The organism is Streptomyces sp. VRA16 Mangrove soil (assembly GCF_017377775.1).
In the GTDB taxonomy this organism is placed as follows: domain Bacteria; phylum Actinomycetota; class Actinomycetes; order Streptomycetales; family Streptomycetaceae; genus Streptomyces.
The window spans coordinates 427,345-445,230 of sequence record NZ_JAFVLN010000003.1 but is presented as its reverse complement, the minus strand read 5'-3'; the positions used below and the strand labels follow the sequence as shown (position 1 = coordinate 445,230).

Annotated in this window: 15 protein-coding genes and 1 tRNA gene; 15 read left to right on the top strand and 1 reads right to left on the bottom strand. The window is 70.8% G+C overall.

The window, feature by feature from the left end; translation table 11 throughout:
- Nucleotides 1–32 precede the first annotated feature (32 nt).
- The 12 genes from gnd (at nucleotide 33) to J3486_RS11370 (ending at nucleotide 14,807) form a co-directional block, all read left to right on the top strand.
- Nucleotides 33–911: a phosphogluconate dehydrogenase (NAD(+)-dependent, decarboxylating) gene (gnd, locus tag J3486_RS11425; RefSeq protein WP_207820095.1), complete on the top strand. Its 879-nt coding sequence runs from the start codon at nucleotides 33–35 to the stop codon at nucleotides 909–911.
- A 74-nt stretch (nucleotides 912–985) separates the two neighbouring features.
- Nucleotides 986–1,567: a histidine phosphatase family protein gene (locus tag J3486_RS11420; protein WP_207820094.1), complete on the top strand. Its 582-nt coding sequence runs from the start codon at nucleotides 986–988 to the stop codon at nucleotides 1,565–1,567.
- A gap of 85 nt (nucleotides 1,568–1,652) precedes the next feature.
- On the top strand, nucleotides 1,653–2,870 hold the full coding sequence (locus tag J3486_RS11415) for a 4-hydroxybenzoate 3-monooxygenase (protein WP_307804780.1): 1,218 nt from the start codon (nucleotides 1,653–1,655) through the stop codon (nucleotides 2,868–2,870).
- A 66-nt stretch (nucleotides 2,871–2,936) separates the two neighbouring features.
- A complete protein-coding gene (locus J3486_RS11410) occupies nucleotides 2,937–4,637 on the top strand; it encodes a methyltransferase (protein WP_207820093.1) in 1,701 nt (566 codons plus the stop codon).
- A gap of 174 nt (nucleotides 4,638–4,811) precedes the next feature.
- A complete protein-coding gene (locus J3486_RS11405) occupies nucleotides 4,812–6,512 on the top strand; it encodes a fibronectin type III domain-containing protein (protein ID WP_307804779.1) in 1,701 nt (566 codons plus the stop codon).
- A 132-nt stretch (nucleotides 6,513–6,644) separates the two neighbouring features.
- Nucleotides 6,645–8,345 (top strand): ABC transporter substrate-binding protein, encoded by a 1,701-nt coding sequence (locus J3486_RS11400; RefSeq protein WP_229377831.1) that lies wholly within the window; start codon nucleotides 6,645–6,647, stop codon nucleotides 8,343–8,345.
- 10 nt (nucleotides 8,346–8,355) lie between these two features.
- Nucleotides 8,356–9,339: an ABC transporter permease gene (locus tag J3486_RS11395; protein WP_207820092.1), complete on the top strand. Its 984-nt coding sequence runs from the start codon at nucleotides 8,356–8,358 to the stop codon at nucleotides 9,337–9,339.
- Nucleotides 9,336–10,217 (top strand): ABC transporter permease, encoded by an 882-nt coding sequence (locus J3486_RS11390; protein WP_207820091.1) that lies wholly within the window; start codon nucleotides 9,336–9,338, stop codon nucleotides 10,215–10,217. Before J3486_RS11395 ends, J3486_RS11390 begins: the two co-directional genes overlap by 4 nt.
- Entirely contained in the window at nucleotides 10,210–11,181 is a 972-nt protein-coding gene (locus J3486_RS11385) for an ABC transporter ATP-binding protein (protein ID WP_207820090.1), read from the top strand. Before J3486_RS11390 ends, J3486_RS11385 begins: the two co-directional genes overlap by 8 nt.
- Nucleotides 11,178–12,182, top strand: a complete 1,005-nt coding sequence (locus J3486_RS11380) for an ABC transporter ATP-binding protein (protein WP_207820089.1) — start codon at nucleotides 11,178–11,180, stop codon at nucleotides 12,180–12,182. Before J3486_RS11385 ends, J3486_RS11380 begins: the two co-directional genes overlap by 4 nt.
- A complete protein-coding gene (locus J3486_RS11375) occupies nucleotides 12,179–13,342 on the top strand; it encodes an ROK family transcriptional regulator (protein ID WP_207820088.1) in 1,164 nt (387 codons plus the stop codon). The genes J3486_RS11380 and J3486_RS11375 overlap by 4 nt, the downstream gene beginning before the upstream one ends.
- A 289-nt stretch (nucleotides 13,343–13,631) precedes the next feature.
- Entirely contained in the window at nucleotides 13,632–14,807 is a 1,176-nt protein-coding gene (locus J3486_RS11370) for an MFS transporter (protein WP_207820087.1), read from the top strand.
- Nucleotides 14,808–14,878: 71 nt separating this feature from the next.
- On the opposite strand, the gene J3486_RS11365 is transcribed toward J3486_RS11370, so the two are convergent.
- A tRNA-Leu gene (locus J3486_RS11365) sits at nucleotides 14,879–14,963 on the bottom strand.
- 196 nt (nucleotides 14,964–15,159) lie between these two features.
- Here J3486_RS11365 and J3486_RS11360 point away from each other — a divergent pair.
- The 3 genes from J3486_RS11360 (at nucleotide 15,160) to J3486_RS11350 (ending at nucleotide 17,868) form a co-directional block, all read left to right on the top strand.
- A complete protein-coding gene (locus tag J3486_RS11360; RefSeq protein WP_207820086.1) occupies nucleotides 15,160–16,485 on the top strand; it encodes a M20/M25/M40 family metallo-hydrolase in 1,326 nt (441 codons plus the stop codon).
- 199 nt (nucleotides 16,486–16,684) lie between these two features.
- Nucleotides 16,685–16,918 carry a chaplin gene (locus tag J3486_RS11355; protein ID WP_207820085.1) on the top strand — a complete coding sequence of 78 codons (234 nt, stop codon included), beginning with the start codon at nucleotides 16,685–16,687 and terminating at the stop codon, nucleotides 16,916–16,918.
- 176 nt (nucleotides 16,919–17,094) lie between these two features.
- A complete protein-coding gene (locus tag J3486_RS11350) occupies nucleotides 17,095–17,868 on the top strand; it encodes a chaplin (RefSeq protein WP_207820084.1) in 774 nt (257 codons plus the stop codon).
- The last annotated feature ends 18 nt before the right edge of the window (nucleotides 17,869–17,886 follow it).

The window sequence follows — 17,886 nt, the reverse complement described above, 5'->3', positions numbered from 1 at the left end:
CGTCAACTAGCGCTGAAAGTAAGTGAACTGACATGCAGCTTGGTCTCATCGGTCTCGGCAAGATGGGCGGCAACATGCGCGAGCGCATCCGCCGTGCCGGCCACGATGTCATCGGCTACGACCGCAACCCGGAGATCTCCGACGTCGCCTCCCTCGAGGAGCTCGTCGAGAAGCTCGACGGCCCGCGCGTGGTGTGGGTGATGGTCCCGGCCGGCGCCGCGACCCAGTCGACCGTCGACGAGCTGAAGGACCTGCTGTCCGAGGGCGACATCGTCGTCGACGGTGGCAACTCCCGCTGGACGGACGACGAGAAGCACGCCGAGGAGCTCGCCGCCAAGGGCATCGGCTTCGTCGACGCCGGTGTCTCCGGCGGCGTGTGGGGCCTGCAGAACGGCTACGCCCTGATGGTCGGCGGCTCCGCCGAGAACGTCGCCAAGGTGCAGCCGGTCTTCGACGCGCTCAAGCCCGAGGGCGACTACGGCTACGTCCACGCGGGCAAGGTCGGCGCGGGCCACTTCTCCAAGATGGTCCACAACGGCATCGAGTACGCGATGATGCAGGCCTACGCCGAGGGCTGGGAGCTGCTGGAGGCCGTGGACTCGGTGACCGACGTCCGCGAGGTCTTCCGCTCCTGGCAGGAGGGCACGGTCATCCGTTCCTGGCTGCTCGACCTGGCCGTCAACGCCCTGGACGAGGACGAGCACCTGAACGACCTGCGCGGCTTCGCGCAGGACTCCGGCGAGGGCCGCTGGACCGTCGAGGCCGCCATCGACAACGCCGTCCCGCTGCCCGCGATCACCGCGTCGCTCTTCGCGCGGTTCGCGTCCCGCCAGGACGACTCCCCGCAGATGAAGATGATCGCCGCGCTGCGCAACCAGTTCGGCGGCCACGCGGTCGAGAAGAAGCAGTAGCACCGGCGTTCACCGAGGGTTCGTCACCTCACCACAACCGCAGTCACTTTCTCTCGAAAGGGATGATCGACGCCATGGGCGACCTCCTGCTGGTCCGCCACGGCGAGACGGAGTGGAGCCTGTCCGGACAGCACACCAGCCGTACGGACAAGCCCCTCACCCGCAACGGCGAGGAACAGGCCAAGTCCCTCGCCCCGTTCTTCGCCGGACGGAGCTTCGCCCGGGTCCTCACCAGCCCGCTGGACCGCGCGGTCCGCACCGCCTACCTGGCGGGCCTGGTGGGGGCCACCCCCGACCCCGACCTGCACGAGTGGGACTACGGGGCGTACGAGGGGATCACCACCCGCGAGATCCATCGGACCCGTCCCACCTGGGACCTGTGGACCGACGGCGTCCCCGAGGGGGAGACGCCCGAGCAGGTCGGCGAGCGCGCCGACCGTGTCCTGTCCCGCGTGGACCGGGCGCTCACCGAGGACGAAGGCGATGTCGTTCTCGTCGCCCACGCGCACTTCCTGCGCGTGCTCACCGCTCGCCGCCTCGGCCTCGCCCCCGCCGCGGGCCGGCTCTTCCAGCTGGCCACCGGCACGGTCAGCCGCCTCTCCACCGAGCACGACCGGCCCGTCATCGCGGCCTGGAACGTACGGCCCGGGGAGTAGCGCACATCCGTGCCTGACACACCCTGCGTGCATACGGGGGAATTCGGCGCGGACGTCCGCGAAAAGATGCTTAGAGTCACTGTCCGTGACAGAACGGAAGATCACGGCAACAGTCAGTGACAGGGCGGACGTTGTCATTCTCGGGGCCGGACCGGCCGGCCTCCTGCTCGGCAATCTCCTCCAGGGCGACGGCATCGACTGCGTCGTCCTGGAGCGGGGCAGCGGCGAGCACATCAGGACCAGGGCGCGCGCCGGTTTCCTCGCCGCCCACACCGTACGGATCCTTCAGCGGCACGGCCTCGCCGACGGACTGACCCGGCACGGACGGCCGCACAGCACCTGCGAGTTCCGCTCCGAGGACGGCCGGTTCCGCCTCGACTACAGCACCCTCGGCCGCGGCGAACGGCACACCGTCTACCCCCAACAGGACCTGGTGTCCGACCTGTTGAGGCACTACCTCGACGCCGGCGGACGCATCCGCTTCGAGACCGAGGCGCTCGCCGTGCACGGCGCCGACGGCGACCGGCCCGAGGTCGAGGTCCGCACCCCCGACGGCGGCACCGCCCGCTGGCGGGCCCGCTACGTCGCGGGCTGCGACGGCCGGCACGGCGCGGCCCGCCGCTCGCTGCCGCCCGGCGCCGCCCGCCACCACCTCGACCACGGCGTCACCTGGCTCGGCCTGCTCGCCGAGGCCCCGCCCAGCCTGGACGCCGTCGGCTACGCCGTGCACCCCCGCGGCTTCGCCGGACACATGGCCCGCACCGACACGGTCACCCGCTACTACCTGCAGTGCGCCCCCGACGCCCGGGTCGAGGACTGGCCCGAGGAGCGGATCTGGGACGAGCTCTCGCTGCGCATGCGCACCGACGCGTACGGGCCGCTGCGCCGCGGCCCGATCGGCCAGTGCGGAATCGTTCATCTGGAGTCCGACGTCATCGAGCCCCTCCGGCACGGTTCGCTGCTCCTCGCCGGTGACGCCGCCAGCCTCATCAGTCCGTCCGCCGCCAAGGGCGCCAACCTGGCCGTCCTGGAGGCCGAGTTGCTGGCCCGTGCGCTGGCCGACGCCCTCCTCCACGGCGACCCCGCCGGGCTCGACCACTACTCCGAGCGCTGCCTGGCCCACATCTGGCGCGCCCAGGAGTTCTCGCAGTGGATGATCCGGCTGCTGCACGGGCCGGCCGGCACCGACGGCGCGGCCCGCTTCCACGACTCCCTGCGCCGCTCCCGCATCAGCGCGCTGCGCGACTCCCGTGCCCAGCAGGACTGGTTCGCCGAGCACTACGTCGGCGTCCGCCTGCCCTGAACCCCGGCACCCGCACGCCACCCTCCCCTGAGCATTTCTGGCCATCGAACCGAGGAAACGTTCCCGATGATCCCCTCGATGTCGGGCGACTCGGCGCGCCTGCGCGCCACCGCCGACTTCGTCCGTGAGCAGGACACCGCCACCCTGCTCCCGCTGCTGCTGCCCGGCCTGGACGGACCGGAGCTGCGCGCCCTGGCGGACCGCTGCCGCTTCGCCCACGCGGCGCTGCTCGTCTTCCCGCAGGACGAGCGGGAGTTGACGGCCTCCCTCGCCGACGCGGGCCTCACCCCCGACGGCCCGCCCCGGCCCAGCGTCGTGGTCCGCGAACGGCTCGCCGTCCGCCACCGTCGCGACCCTGCCGACCTGGCCGTCGGCATCCTGCGGCCCGCCGTGACCGGCCGCGACGGAGCCCACCGCACCGTCGAGGTGTTCGCCCTGACCGTGCCGCCCGGCTCCGGCCTCGACCGCCTGGTCGCCCACGAGCGGGAACGGCAGCAGGAGGCCCACCTCGCCTTCGAGGTCCAGGCCCCCGACCCGCTCGTCCTGCGCGGCCTGTGCGTCACGCTCGGCCGCTTCGGCGCGGTCCCCGACGGCGGCGGCTACAACCCGCACGAGAACGGCACGGTCTTCTACTTCACGGCGCCCGACGACACCAAGACCGAGTACCGCCGCCTGGAGCTCTACGCCCCCGGCGACCACCGGGACATCCTCACCGCCCACCTCGCCGCCCACCAGGCGCGGCAGCCCGCCGAGGCACTGCTGCGCCTGCTCACCGGCGCCTGGACCACCCAGGCCCTCGCCGCCTTCGTGCGGCTGGGGATCGCCGACGCGATGGACCCGGAACGGGCGAGCGCCGTCGATGACCTGGCCCGGACGACCGGCGCCGTCCCGGACGGCCTCGCCAGGCTGCTGCGGTACCTGGAGACCCTGGGCGCCGTCGCGCGGCAGCCGGGCGACGACGACCACTACCGGCTCACCCCGCTCGGCGCCCTGCTGCGCACCGGCACCCCGGACTCGATGAGCGCGCTGGCCCTGATGTACGGCGGCCCGTTCTACCGCTCCTTCGCCGAACTCGCCCACACCGTGCGCACCGGCGAGCCCGGTTTCGAGCACCTCTTCGGCGCCCACCACTTCGACCACTTCGCGCGCGACCCCGAACTCGCCGGCCTCTTCGACCGGTCCATGGCCGCGGGCGCCGCCATGTTCGAGCCGCTGCCCACCCACCCGGTGCTGCTCGCTGCGAGCCGTGCCCCCGAGCCCGCGACCGTGGTCGACGTCGCGGGCGGCAACGGCGCACTCCTCGCCCGGATCCTCACCGTCCACCGGCGTCTCGAAGGCGTCCTCCTGGAACGCCCACACGTCGCCGAGGCCGCCCGGCAGTCCCTGGCCGCGGCGGGTGTCGGCGACCGCTGCACGTACCGCGTCGGGGACTTCGCCGACGTCCCCACCGGCGGCGACGTCTATCTGCTCTCCCGCGTGCTGCACGACTGGGACGACGACCGCTGTCGCGAGATCCTGCGCCACATCGCCGCCGCGATGCCCGCCCACGCCGATCTGCTCGTCGTCGAACGCGTCCTGCCGCCCGACGGCGCCCCGTCCCTCGCCGCGGCCTGGGACCTCCACATGATGTGCAACGTCGGCGGCCGTGAACGCCGCGCCGACCACTATGCGCACCTCTTCCGCGAAGCGGGCCTCACGCTGACCGGACGGGCCCGACTCCCCCTGGACGCAACCGTGTTGCACGTCAGGAAGTCGGCCGAGGGCTAGGAGGGGTGGCGCGGGGCCCCGGCGGGGCCCCGCGCCGCAGCCGAACGTACCGCCGTCTTGACAACGGCATTGGTCCATACCAACTTATGTGCGGAACAGAAAGCTCCACAGCCACAGCAGAGCACCACCCGGTTCGCGCACACCCCAACCCCCCTCACCCCCAAGGGAGTTCGCGTGTCCCCCATCCGAAGACGGCAGACCCGTCGCCGCTCCGCACGGTCCCGCATACTCGCCCTGCTCGGCACCGCCGCCCTCGCCCTCGGCGGCGCCGTGGCCCTGCCCGGCACCGCACAGGCCGCCAACATCCTGACCAACGCCGGCTTCGAGTCCGGCTCGCTCGGCCCGTGGTCCTGCACGGGCAACCTCGGCTCCGTGGTCTCCACCCCCGTCCACGGCGGCACCAAAGCCCTTGCGGGCGCCGCGAGTTCGAGCGACAACGCCAAGTGCGGACAGGTCGTCGCCGTCCAGCCGAACACCACGTACACGCTCTCCGGCTGGGTGCGCGGCAGTTACGTCTACCTCGGCGTCGACGGCGGCGGCTCCACGTGGACCCAGTCCCCGTCCACGTACGCCCAGCTGACCGTGCAGTTCACCACCGGCGCCACGCAGACCAGCGCCACTGTCTACACCCACGGCTGGTACGGCCAGGGCACCTACTACGCCGACGACATCAGCCTCGACGGCCCCGGCGGCAGCAGCGACACCCAGGCGCCGAGTGCGCCCATGAACCTCACCTCCACCGCCAAGACGTCCTCCAGCGTCTCTCTCTCGTGGAGCGCGGCGAGCGACAACGTCGGCGTCACCGGGTACGACATCTACTCCGGCGGCAGCAACAAACTCCTGACCGTGAGCGGGACGTCGGCCACCGTCTCCGGTCTCTCGCCCTCCACCGCGTACAGCTTCACCGTCAAGGCGCACGACGCGGCGGGCAACAGCTCGGCCGCCTCGAACGCCGTCTCGGTGACGACCGCCGCGGGCACCGGCGGCGGCACCGGGTTCAAGCAGGCGGCCCCGTACTACTACACCGGCTGGGGCGACCCGCCGAGCCCGGCCACCGTCATGGGCGCGACCGGCGTCAAATGGTTCACGATGGCGTTCATCCTCTCCTCCGGCGGCTGCAACCCGGCCTGGGACGGCTCACGACCGCTCACCGGCGGCCAGGACCAGACCGCGATCAACGCGATCCGCGCGGCGGGCGGCGACATCGTCCCGTCCATCGGCGGCTGGAGCGGCAACAAGCTCGGCCCCAACTGCTCGACACCGGAAGCGCTCGCGGGCGCGTACCAGAAGGTGATCGACGCGTACGGGCTCAAGGCGATCGACGTCGACATCGAGAACAGCGACGAGTTCGAGAACACGGCCGTGCAGGACCGGATCCTGAACGCCCTGAAGATCGTCAAGGCGAACAACCCCGGCCTGAGGACCATCCTCACCTTCGGTACCGCCACCACCGGGCCGACGTACTACAGCAACCGGCTCATCGAGCAGTCCAAGGCGCTGGGCGCCGACATCGACGTCTTCACCATCATGCCGTTCGACTTCGGCGGCGGCAGCGACATGTACGGCAGCACCGTGAACGCCGCCGAGGGGCTGAAGACCAAGCTCAAGTCCGTCTACGGCTGGGACGACGCCACGGCGTACGCCCACATGGGCATCTCCGGGATGAACGGTCTCAGCGACCAGCAGGAGACCACGACCCCCGCCGTCTGGACCCAGATCAAGGACTGGGCGAACAGCAAGCACCTCGCCCGGCTCGCCTTCTGGTCGGTCAACCGCGACCGGCCGTGCGCGGGCGGCGGCGTCGCCGAGAACTGCTCCGGCATCAGCCAGGACAACTGGCAGTTCACGAAGATCACGGCCGGCTTCACCGGATGACGGCGTCCGGCCATCGCTGACTGATCGTCAATTCAGCTCTGTGCAGGGGGACTTACGCGCGGCTCCGGCCGCGCGTACAGTCTTTCGATGCCCGGTTAAGTTACGTAACTTTACTGGTAGGGGCTGGAAGCCATGAGGCACACCCGAATCGTCGCCGTCGCGCTCATGCTGATCCTGGCCGCGACGGCCTGCTCGGAGACGGAGCACAGGAACAACTCGGACGACTCCGGTGGCGGCACCGGAACCGCCGACAGCAGCGGCCCGAAGAAGAAGGGCGGCACCGTCACCATCGCCAACACGGCGGGGCAGACGTGGACCTGCAACTTCAACCCGTTCAACCCGGCCGTCTACAACACCTCCATCGGCTTCGTCTACGAGCCCCTCGTCTTCGTCAACGCGCTCAAGGACCAGGCCGAGACGCCGATGCTCGCCAAGAGCTACAAGTGGAACGCGGACAAGACCCGCATCGACTTCACCATCCGCTCCGGCGTGAAGTGGAACGACGGCAAGCCGTTCACGGCGAAGGATGTCGCGTTCACCTTCAACCTGATGAAGAAGTCCCCGTCGACCGACCTGTACGCCCTGTGGACCACGGCCGGACTCCAGTCCGTCACCACCTCCGGCGACCAGGTCAGCCTGCAGTTCAAGAAGGCCGCGCAGCCGTACTTCTACGCGTTCGCCCACCAGGTCGCCATCGTGCCCGAGCACATCTTCGGCACCGGCGACGCGGCGAAGAAGCCGGACACCTGGGTCGACAAGAAGCCCGTCGGCACCGGCCCCTTCGAGGTCGACCCCTGCTCGGCCAACAACATCCAGTACACCGCCAACCCGGACTACTGGCAGAAGGGCAAGCCGTACATCCAGAAGGTCGAGTATCCGGCCTACCTGGACAACGGGCCCGCCAACCTGGACCTCGCGAGCGGCAAGGCGCAGTGGGGGAGCCAGTTCATCCCCGGCATCCAGCAGTTCTACCTGGACAAGTCCCAGGACAACCACACCTGGTCGCCGCCCGTCCAGAACGTCAGCATCTACCCGAATCTCGACCCCTCCCACAAGATGAGCAGCAACCTCAAGGTCCGCCAGGCGATCTCGCTGGCCATCGACCGGGACAAGGTGTCGAAGATCGGCGTCGGCGGGCAGGAACCGGCCGCGAACCAGTCCGGCATCGTCACCCCGACCTTCGACAAGTACTTCGACGCGGGCGCCGTGCGGAAGGCCGGCTTCGACGGGCCCGACCCGGCCCGCGCCAAGAAGCTCCTCGCCGGCCTCGGCTACTCGCCGTCCAAGCCGCTCAAGCTGAAGATCCTCACGATCACCGGCTACACCGACTGGGACGCCTCGCTCAAGGTCATCAAGCAGAACCTGGCGGCCGTCGGCATCGACCTCGTCGTCCAGGACCTCGCGCAGCAGACCATGGTCGGCCGCCTCTACACCGGTGACTACGACCTGGCGTACTACACCCAGCAGACCACCGGCCCGACCCCGTACTACGAACTGCGCCAGACCCTGCACTCGGCGAACAGCGCCCCGCTCGGCAAGAACGCCGCCAGCAACTGGGAGCGCTACAAGAACCCGAAGGTCGACCAGCTCCTCAACGACTACGCGTCGGCGGGGGAGAGCGAGCAGGTGGCGATCGTGCAGCAGGTCGCCCAGTACATGCTCGACGACGTGCCGGTGATCCCGGTCGTCGAGGCCGTCGACTGGTTCCAGTACAACACCAAGGACATCGCGGGCTGGCCGACGAAGGACAACCCGTACGCCCAGCCGTCCGCCTACAACTTCCCGGACACCGGACAGGTGCTGACCCACCTGTACTCCAAGTCGGCCCAGTAGGCGGTGACCTGTGCGCTTCATCCTGCGCCGCCTGGGGTTCTTCCTCGTCACGCTCTGGGCGGCCCTCACCCTGAACTTCTTCATCCCGCGCTTCATGCCGGGCGACCCGGTCGACGCGCTCACCGTGCGCACCCGCGGCCGGGTCTCCCGGGACGCGCTGGAGCAGATGCTGACGTCGTTCGGGTTCAAGCCCGACGAGAACGTGGCGGTCCAGTACGCCGACTACCTGGGCCACATGTTCACCGGCAACTGGGGCCGCTCCATCGGCCAGACGCTGGGCGAGCCGGTCACCAAGCTGATCGGCGGCGCCCTGCCCTGGACGCTCGGCCTCGTCGGCCTCACCACGGTCCTCGCGTTCGTGCTCGGCACGCTCATCGGCACCGTCGCGGGCTGGCGGCGCGGCGGCGCCCTCGACGCGATCCTCCCGCCGATCTTCGTCGTCACCTCGGCGCTGCCGTACTTCTGGGTGGGCCTGCTGCTGATCCTGGTCTTCTCCCAGGGCACCGGCGGCTGGCTGCCCGCCAACTTCAACTACGACACGTCGATCGTGCCCGGCTTCTCGCCCGGCTTCGTCGGCAGCGTCCTCAGCCACGCGGTCCTGCCCGCGGCGACCCTGCTGATCACCACGATCGGGGGCTGGATCCTGACCATGCGCAACAACATGATCACCACGCTGGCGGAGGACTACGTCCGGATGGCACGGGCCAAGGGCCTCAACCCGCGCCGCATCATGTACGCGTACGGCGCCCGCAACGCGATCCTGCCGAACCTCGCGGGCTTCGCCATGTCGCTCGGCTTCGTCATCTCCGGCGCCATCCTCATCGAGTACGTCTTCAACTACCCCGGCGTCGGCTACCTCCTCTACAACGCCGTGCAGAACGTCGACTACCCCCTGATGCAGGCCCTGTTCATGCTGTTCACGGTGGCGGTCCTCGTCGCGCTGCTCGCCGTCGACATCGCGACGGTCTGGCTCGACCCCCGGGCCCGGTCGTGACGCGCCGCGGCGGGATCCCACGCGCGATCCGCGGCAACCGCAAGGCACTGGCGGGCACGGTCATCCTGTTCGTGTTCACGCTCGTCGCCGCGTTCCCCGGCCTGTTCACCTCGGTGCGCCACCCGGACGACACGACGTACGAGCCCCGCCTCGACCCGTCCACCGCGCACCTCCTCGGTACCACGGCCCTCGGCCAGGACATCTGGTCCCAACTCGTCTACGGGACACGGGAGTCACTGATCATCGCGGTGGTCGCCGGAGCCCTCGCCACTGTCCTGTCCGTCCTCATCGGCGTCTCCGCCGCCTACCTCGGCGGCCTCGCCGACGACCTCCTGTCGCTGCTCACGAACGTCGTGCTGGTCATCCCCGCGTTCCCGCTGGTGATCATCCTCGCCAAGTACGCGGGCAAGGGCTCCCTCAACGTCATCCTCGCCGTCCTCGTCCTCACCGGCTGGTCCTACGGCGCCAACCAGATGCGCGCCCAGGCCCTCTCCCTGCGCAACCGCGACTTCCTCGAATCGGCGCGGGTGCGCGGCGAGCGACGCTCGTACATCATCGTCCGCGAAGTGCTGCCGACGATGACCTCGCTGATCGTCGCCAACTTCCTGGGCGCCGCGCTGTACTCGGTGCTGAGCGCGGCCGGCCTGCAGTTCCTCGGCCTCGGCGACCCGAACTCGCAGAGCTGGGGCACGATGCTGTACTGGGCCCAGAACCAGCAGGCCCTGCAGACCGGCACCCCGCTGTGGTCCATCGCCCCCGGGCTGTGCGTCGCCCTGCTCGGCGTCTCCTTCGCCCTGATCAACTACGCCTTCGACGAGATCGGCAACCCGGCCCTGCGGCCCGTCCGCAGCCTTGCGCGAAGGAGGAGGCGTGCCTGAGCGCCCGTTGCTCGACGTCAGTGACCTGAGCGTCGTCTACGACACCGAGCGCGGCCCCGTCGCCGCCGTCGACCACGTCGAACTCGCCGTAGAAGAGGGCGAGTTCACGGCCGTCGTCGGCGAGTCGGGCTGCGGCAAGTCCACCCTGCTGTTCGCCGTGACCGGTCTGCTCAACCCGCCCGCCCGGGTCGCGGGCGGCACGGTCCGCTTCAAGGGCACCGATCTCGTCGCGCTCCCCGAGCGCGAACTGAACCGGCTGCGCTGGCGCGAGCTCTCCGTCGTCCTGCAGAGCGCCATGAACGCCCTCAACCCGGTGGCCACCCTCGCCGCCCAGTACAAGGACGCCATGGCCGCCCACGGCACGTACACCGACGAGGAGATCCGCGCCCGCTCCGCCGAGGTCCTCGACCTCGTCGGCATCGACCCCGTCCATCTGCGCAGCTACCCGCACCAGCTCTCCGGCGGTATGCGCCAGCGCGCCATGATCGCCATGGCGCTGCTGCTCACCCCCGACCTCGTCGTCATGGACGAACCCACCTCCGCCCTGGACGTCGTCGCCCAGCGCTCCCTCATGGTGCAGATCAAGGAACTCCAGCAACTCCTCGGCTTCGCCGTCCTGTTCGTCACCCACGACATGTCGCTGGTGAGCCACTTCTCCGACCGGCTGCTCGTCATGTACGCGGGCCAGGTCGTCGAGACCGGGCCCACCCGCACCGTCTTCGACCACCCCGCCCACCCCTACAGCCGGGGCCTGCTGGAGGCGTTCCCGTCGATCCGCGGCCCGCGCGTCCCGCTGCGCGGCATCCCCGGCAGCCCGCCCGACCTCGCCGACCCGCCGTCCGGCTGCCGCTTCACCCCGCGCTGCCCCCTCGTCCACGCGCCGTGCCACGAGCACGCACCCGAGCTGTACGAGGTCGGGGACGCGCGGGCCCGCTGTCTGCTGCACGCGGAGGCCACCCGATGACCGAGCCCGACACCCCGCTGCTCGAACTGCGCGGCATCACCCGCCACTTCAAGGTCGGCACCGGCCTGTCCCGGCGCCTCCTGCACGCCGTCGACGACGTCGATCTGTCGATCGGGGCGCGGGAGATCGTCGCCCTCGTCGGCGAGAGCGGCAGCGGCAAGTCGACGCTGGCCCGCCTTGTCGCCCAGGTCCACCGGCCCACGAAGGGCGATATCCTCTATCAGGGCAGGCCGTTGAGCGATCAGCGCGGCCGCAGGGCGAAGCTCGCCTACCGGGGCGCCGTCCCGATGGTCTTCCAGGACCCGTTCTCCTCCCTCAACCCCGCCTACCGCGTCTCGCACGGCATCCTGCGCGGCATCACCCTGCACCAGCCCCGCCTCGGGCGCGCGGAACGGCAGGCGGAGGCCGAGCGGGTCACCGAGGCGGTCGGCCTCGGCCCCGAGGTCCTCGGCCGCTACCCGTACGAGCTCTCCGGCGGCCAGCGCCAGCGCATCGGCTTCGCGCAGGCCCTCGCCCACCGGCCCCGGCTGATCCTCGCCGACGAACCCGTCTCCATGCTCGACGTCTCCATCCGCATCGGCCTGCTCAACGTCATGGCGGAACTGCGCGAGACCGAGGGCGTCTCCCTGCTCTACATCACCCACGACATCGCGAGCGCCCGCTACCTCGCCGACCGGATCGCCGTCATGTACGGCGGCCACATCGTGGAGACAGGACCCACCGAGGAGGTCCTCGCCCACCCTCGCCACCCGTACACCGACCTGCTCCTGTCCGCCGTGCCCGACCCGCGCGCCCCGCTCGACGTGGACGCCGCCACCGCCAAGTCCGACCCGCCCGTCGTCATCGACCCCACCCCGGGCTGCCGCTTCCGCGCCCGCTGCCCCCTCGCGGTCGACGTGTGCGCGCACGTCACCCCGCGCCTGAACCCGGTCGCGGCAGGCCACACGGCCGCCTGCCACGTGAACGCCCCGGTCCCCGCCGCCGACGGGGCCACCGCGTGACGACGCCCCCGGTCTGGAACCGGCAGCGGCTGCGCAGCAACAACGAATGGCTGCTCCTGGAACGCTTACGCACCTCGGGCCCGGCGTCCCGGGCCCAGCTCGCCCGCGCCAGCGGCCTGTCCAAGCCCACCGTCTCCTCCGCCCTCGCCGCCCTGGAACGCGCGGGCCTGGTCCGTGAGGCCGGCACCCACGCGCAGAGCCGCGGCCGGATCGCCGTCCTGTACGAGCCCGACCCGCGCGCAGGACACGTCCTCGGCATCGACATCGGCCGGGCCCGGCTGCGCACCGCCGTCGCCGACCTCTCCGGCACCGTCGTCGCCCGCACCGAGGTCCGCAACCGCGGCCGCAGCGCCACCGGAGTCGCCGACACCGCCGTCGGCTGCGCCCAACAGGCCCTCGCCGAAGCCGAGTTGACGGCACCGGACATCGTGCACACCGCCGTCGGCACCCCGGGCGTCTTCGACCGCCACACCGGCCGCGTCCGCTACGCCGTCAACCTCCCGGGCTGGGGCCGCCCCGGACTCGTCGAGCGGATGCGCGAACGGCTCGGCACCCCGCTCTCCGTCCACAACGACGCCAACCTCGCGGCCCTCGGCGAATACACCTTCGGCGCGGGCGCCGGCAGCCGCCTGTTCGTGTACGTCCTCGTGGGCACGGGACTCGGCATGGGCATCGTCGCCGACGGCGAACTCTTCCTCGGCGCGCACGGCGCCGCGGGCGAGATCGGCTTCCTCCCCCTGGACGGGGTCGCCCGGCGCGGCAACCTGGAGGACGCCGTCTCCGCCGCCGCCGTCGTCCGGGCCGCACGCGAGCGCGGCATGACCGGCCCGCTCACCGCCAAGCGGGTCTTCGACGCCGCCCGCGCAGGCGACGCGGCCGCACGCGACGCCGTACGCCAGGAAGGAGAACGCCTCGCCCTGGCCGTCGCCACCGTCGCCGCCGTCCTCGACCCCGATCTGGTCGTCATCGGCGGAGGAGTGGGCCGGGGCGCCGACCTCCTGCTGGCCACCGTCGAGGACGCCCTGCACCGCCTCACCCCGCTGCGCCCGCGCGTCGCCGCCGGCCGCGCGGGCGAGGACGCGGTCCTGCTCGGCGCGCTCACCACGGCCCTGCGGGTCGCCAGGCCCCTCGTCTTCGACCGGCGCACGGAGTACTCGTAGGGGAGAGACCTCGCAACGAGCACGGCTGCCGCGCCCGGCAGAGCCGGCACGACGCGGTGCGGCGCCACGCGGTCGGGGCGTTCGCGGACTGGTGACCGATCGGCTGAGCGAAATACTTTCGGGGATCCGGTACGCCAGATTCCCAGTTCAACTCCCCATAACGCCTTGATGTTTACGAAGTTGCCTGTTTGAGTGTCGGCTGACATCGCGGCATGTTTCCGAGAACTTTCCGGAAGCATCGACATGGGACCGGGCCCGCGCCGCGGACGAAGGGAGGGCTCGCCCGCTGATGCTCCTGAAGAGAACCGGCGTGCCGGGCCCGGCCCCGGTGGCGACGGTCGCGGCGCTGGCCCTCGGGCTGTTCTCGCTGTCGACGGTGGAGAGCCTGCCCGTGGGGCTGATGCCCATGATCGCCTCGGACCTCGGCGTCTCGCTGCGCGCGGCCGGCCTGCTGGTGACGGCCTACGGCGCCGTCGTCACCATCGCCTCGGTGCCGCTCACCCACGTCGTCCGGAGAGTGAACCGGAAGCGCCTGATCATGACCACTCTGGCGGTGCTCGTCGCGTCCACCCTGGTGGCCGCGATCGCGCCGGGCTACGGATCGCTGCTGGCCGCCAGGATGGGCAGCGCGCTGGCGCACGCCGTCTACTGGTCGATCGTGGCGTCCACCGCGACCTCCCTGTTCGCCCGTCGGGTCAGCGGGCGGGTGGTGGCAGGCCTGTTCACCGGGGTGTCGCTGGCGACGGTCGCGGGGGTTCCGGCCGGTACCTGGCTCGGCCAGGAGTTCGGCTGGCGTGTCCCCTTCGTGGTGCTGGCCGCACTGGGTCTGCTCGCCCTGGCCGTCGTGGTCGTCACCCTGCCGGACCTCGCGCCGCGAGCCGAGACCGAGCGGTCCGCCGCGCCGGACGCCCGGGTCTTCTGGCTGCTGATGTCCGTGATCGCCCTGCTCGTCTGCGGGGTCTTCACCGTCTACACGTACATCACGGCCTACGTCACCGATGTCGGCGGCCTCCCCGCCTCCGCCATCGGCCCCACGCTGCTGGGTGCCGGGGTGGCGGGGATCGCCGGTTCCGCGATCGGGGGCATGATCGTCGACCGGTGGCCGCGCCCCGCGTTCATGGTCTCCGCCGGGCTGCTGGCCTCGGCCACGCTCGGGCTGTCCTGCGCGGCGGGCCGACCGTGGCTGGTGGTGGGCCTCATCGCACTCCTCGGCGGCTCCATGGCCGCGATGACCACCTGTCTCCAGAGTCGCATCCTGCGGGTGGCACCCCGGAGCCCCGATGTCGCGTCCGCGATCGGTTCCTCCATGTTCAACATCGGGATCGCCGGCGGATCGGCGCTGAGCGGGGTGCTGCTGACCGCCGTCGGACTCGACGGCTCGGCGCTCGTCGGCGGACTCATCGCCTTCACCGCGGTCCTGGTCCTGTCCGCCGAGCGCTTCGTCACCGCGTCGGACAGGACCTAGCGCGGTGCCCCGGCCCGCTCCGGGAACGAAGAATCCCCGCGGTCTTTGAAAGACCGCGGGGATTCGATGTGTGTCCGAGGGGGGACTTGAACCCCCACGCCCGATAAAGGGCACTAGCACCTCAAGCTAGCGCGTCTGCCATTCCGCCACCCGGACAAGGTGTCTATCGCCTGTTCGCGGTGTGTTTCCCGCGGCGACACAGAGAACATTACCAGGGTTTCGCGGTGCCCCGATCACACCCCCCACCTCGGCGCTTCCCGTGTGAACGACACGTGACGAGCGGTGCCCGCCCTTGGGTGAGAGGGCCCGGGGAGAGAGGATGAGGGGGATCCACAGGGAGAGAGGAACAAGCGTGAGCGAGTCGAGCACGGGCAGGGCCGTCTCCGGGCAGGACGAGGTCGTCGACCTCTGCCGCGAGCTGATCCAGATCGACACCAGCAACTACGGCGACCACTCGGGTCCAGGTGAGCGCAAGGCCGCCGAATGGGTCGCCGAGAAGCTCGCGGAGGTCGGCCTCGAGCCCCAGATCTTCGAGTCCCACCCGGGCCGGGCCTCCACGGTGGCCCGTATAGAGGGCGAGGACCCGTCGCGGCCCGCGCTGCTCATCCACGGCCACACCGATGTCGTACCGGCGAACGCGGCGGACTGGACCCACCACCCGTTCTCCGGCGAGGTCGCCGACGGATGCGTGTGGGGCCGCGGCGCCGTCGACATGAAGGACATGGACGCGATGACCCTCGCGGTCGTCCGCGACCGGCTGCGCACCGGCCGCAAGCCCCCGCGCGACATCGTCCTCGCCTTCCTCGCCGACGAGGAGGCCGGTGGCACCTGGGGCGCCCGCCACCTCGTCGACAACCACCGGGACCTCTTCGACGGGGTCACCGAGGCGATCAGCGAGGTCGGCGGCTTCTCGTTCACCGTGAACGAGCAGCGGCGGCTCTATCTCGTCCAGACCGCCGAGAAGGGCATGCACTGGATGAAGCTGACCGTGGCCGGCACCGCCGGGCACGGATCGATGATCCACCGGGACAACGCCATCACCGAGCTGTCCGAGGCCGTCGCGCGCCTGGGCCGCCACAAGTTCCCGGTCCGCGTCACCAAGACACTGCGCCACTTCCTCGACGAGCTCGGCGACGCGCTCGGCACCGAGCTCGACCCCGAGGACATGGAGGAGACCATCGCCAAGCTCGGCGGCATCGCCAAGCTGATCGGCGCCACGCTCTCCAACACCGCCAACCCGACGCAGCTGGGTGCCGGTTACAAGGTGAACGTGATCCCGGGCGAGGCCACCGCGCACGTCGACGGCCGGTTCCTGCCGGGGTACGAGGACGAGTTCGTCGCCGACCTCGACCGGATCCTCGGCCCGCTGGTCAGGCGCGAGGACGTGCATGCCGACAAGGCCGTCGAGACGACCTTCGACGGTGCGCTCGTCGAGGCCATGAAGACCTCGATCGCTGCCGAGGACCCGATCGGCAAGGCCATCCCGTACATGCTCTCGGGCGGTACGGACGCCAAGTCGTTCGTGGAGCTGGGCATCCGCAACTTCGGCTTCGCGCCGCTGCAGCTGCCGCCGGAGCTGGACTTCGCCGGCATGTTCCACGGGGTCGACGAGCGCGTCCCGGTCGACGGTCTGAAGTTCGGTGTCCGGGTGCTCGACCGCTTCATCGACGCGTCCTGACCCTCCTGACCGATCTGGCCGTTCGGAGCGCCGGGTGGCGCGAGGGGGCGTCAACACCGCGTGAGCCCGGAAATCGGCCGCCCGTGCGTATCCGGCTGGAAAGAGTGAATGGAACCATAAGCTCGTAGCCCTATCAGTTCCTCCTCGTTACAGACAGTGCAGTCCGCGGCTGGGACTGCATTGCCAACAAGGAGGAATAATGATCAAGAAGGTCGTCGCTGCTGCGGCTGCCACTGGTGGTCTCGTGCTCGCCGGCGCGGGCATCGCCGCTGCTGACGCCGGTGCCCAGGGTGCCGCCGTGAAGTCCCCGGGCGTCCTGTCGGGCAACGTCATCCAGGCGCCGATCCACGTGCCGGTGAACGTCTGCGGCAACACGGTCTCCGTGATCGGGCTGCTGAACCCCACCTTCGGCAACACCTGCGCCAACAGCTGACGTTGTTGTGCCTCACCCCTTGAGGGTCTGAGCCCGTCGGCCCCGGAGTGCGCGCCATGCACTCCGGGGCCGACCGGCATTCGACGGCGGGGGCACACCAGTTCCCGCCGTCTCCACAGGTACCCAGTACCAGGCAAAGTGCTTCAAGCGCTCAAAGTGCTAAGGCAGGGAAAGCTATGCGACAGGTCACGCGCAAGGGCCTGATCACCGTGGCGGCCGCGACCGGCGTGCTCGCCGTCACCGGCGGTTACGCGCACGCCGACTCGGGTGCGAACGGAAGCGCGGCGGGCTCGCCCGGCGTCGCCTCCGGCAACAATGTGCAGCTGCCGGTGAACATCCCGGTCAATGTGTGCGGCAACACCGTCAACGTCATCGGGCTGCTCAACCCGGCGGCGGGCAACAACTGCGCCAACACCTCGGACGACAGCGGGTCCGGGTACGGGTCCGGTTCGCACGGTTCCGGTGGTTCGCACGAGTCCGGTGGCGGCGCGCAGGCCGGCGGTCACACCAGCGACTCGCCCGGCGTCGGCTCCGGCAACACCGTGCAGCTGCCGGTGGACGTCCCGGTCAACGTCTGCGGGAACCAGGTCGGCGTCGTCTCCGTCGGCAACGCCGCCATGGGCGACGACTGTTCCAACGGTGGTGGCTCGGACACCTCCACGCCGCCCGGCGGTGGCTCCCACCAGCCGCCGAGCACGCCGGGGCAGCCCCACCACCCGGGCACTCCCGGCCACCCCGGTGCGCCCGGCCAGCCGTCGACGCCGAGCGGGCACCACCCGGGTACGACCAAGCCCAACCAGCCGGGGACGCAGACCGTCACCCAGCCGAAGGGCGAGTCCCAGCTCGCGATGACCGGCAGCTCCATGCCGATCGGTGCGACGGGCGCGCTGGCCGCGGGCGCGCTGCTCGGCGGCGCGGTCCTCTACCGCCGGGCGAAGGCGTCCGCGTAACGGTGTGAACCGTGTACC

What these genes read in the sequence shown, in the direction of transcription:
- gnd (WP_207820095.1), top strand. Translation starts at nt 33, where the DNA reads ATGCAGCTTGGTCTCATCGGTCTCGGCAAGATGGGCGGCAACATGCGC.
- J3486_RS11420 (WP_207820094.1), top strand. Translation starts at nt 986, where the DNA reads ATGGGCGACCTCCTGCTGGTCCGCCACGGCGAGACGGAGTGGAGCCTG.
- J3486_RS11410 (WP_207820093.1), top strand. Translation starts at nt 2,937, where the DNA reads ATGATCCCCTCGATGTCGGGCGACTCGGCGCGCCTGCGCGCCACCGCC.
- J3486_RS11400 (WP_229377831.1), top strand. Translation starts at nt 6,645, where the DNA reads ATGAGGCACACCCGAATCGTCGCCGTCGCGCTCATGCTGATCCTGGCC.
- J3486_RS11380 (WP_207820089.1), top strand. Translation starts at nt 11,178, where the DNA reads ATGACCGAGCCCGACACCCCGCTGCTCGAACTGCGCGGCATCACCCGC.
- J3486_RS11370 (WP_207820087.1), top strand. Translation starts at nt 13,632, where the DNA reads ATGCTCCTGAAGAGAACCGGCGTGCCGGGCCCGGCCCCGGTGGCGACG.
- J3486_RS11355 (WP_207820085.1), top strand. Translation starts at nt 16,685, where the DNA reads ATGATCAAGAAGGTCGTCGCTGCTGCGGCTGCCACTGGTGGTCTCGTG.
- J3486_RS11350 (WP_207820084.1), top strand. Translation starts at nt 17,095, where the DNA reads ATGCGACAGGTCACGCGCAAGGGCCTGATCACCGTGGCGGCCGCGACC.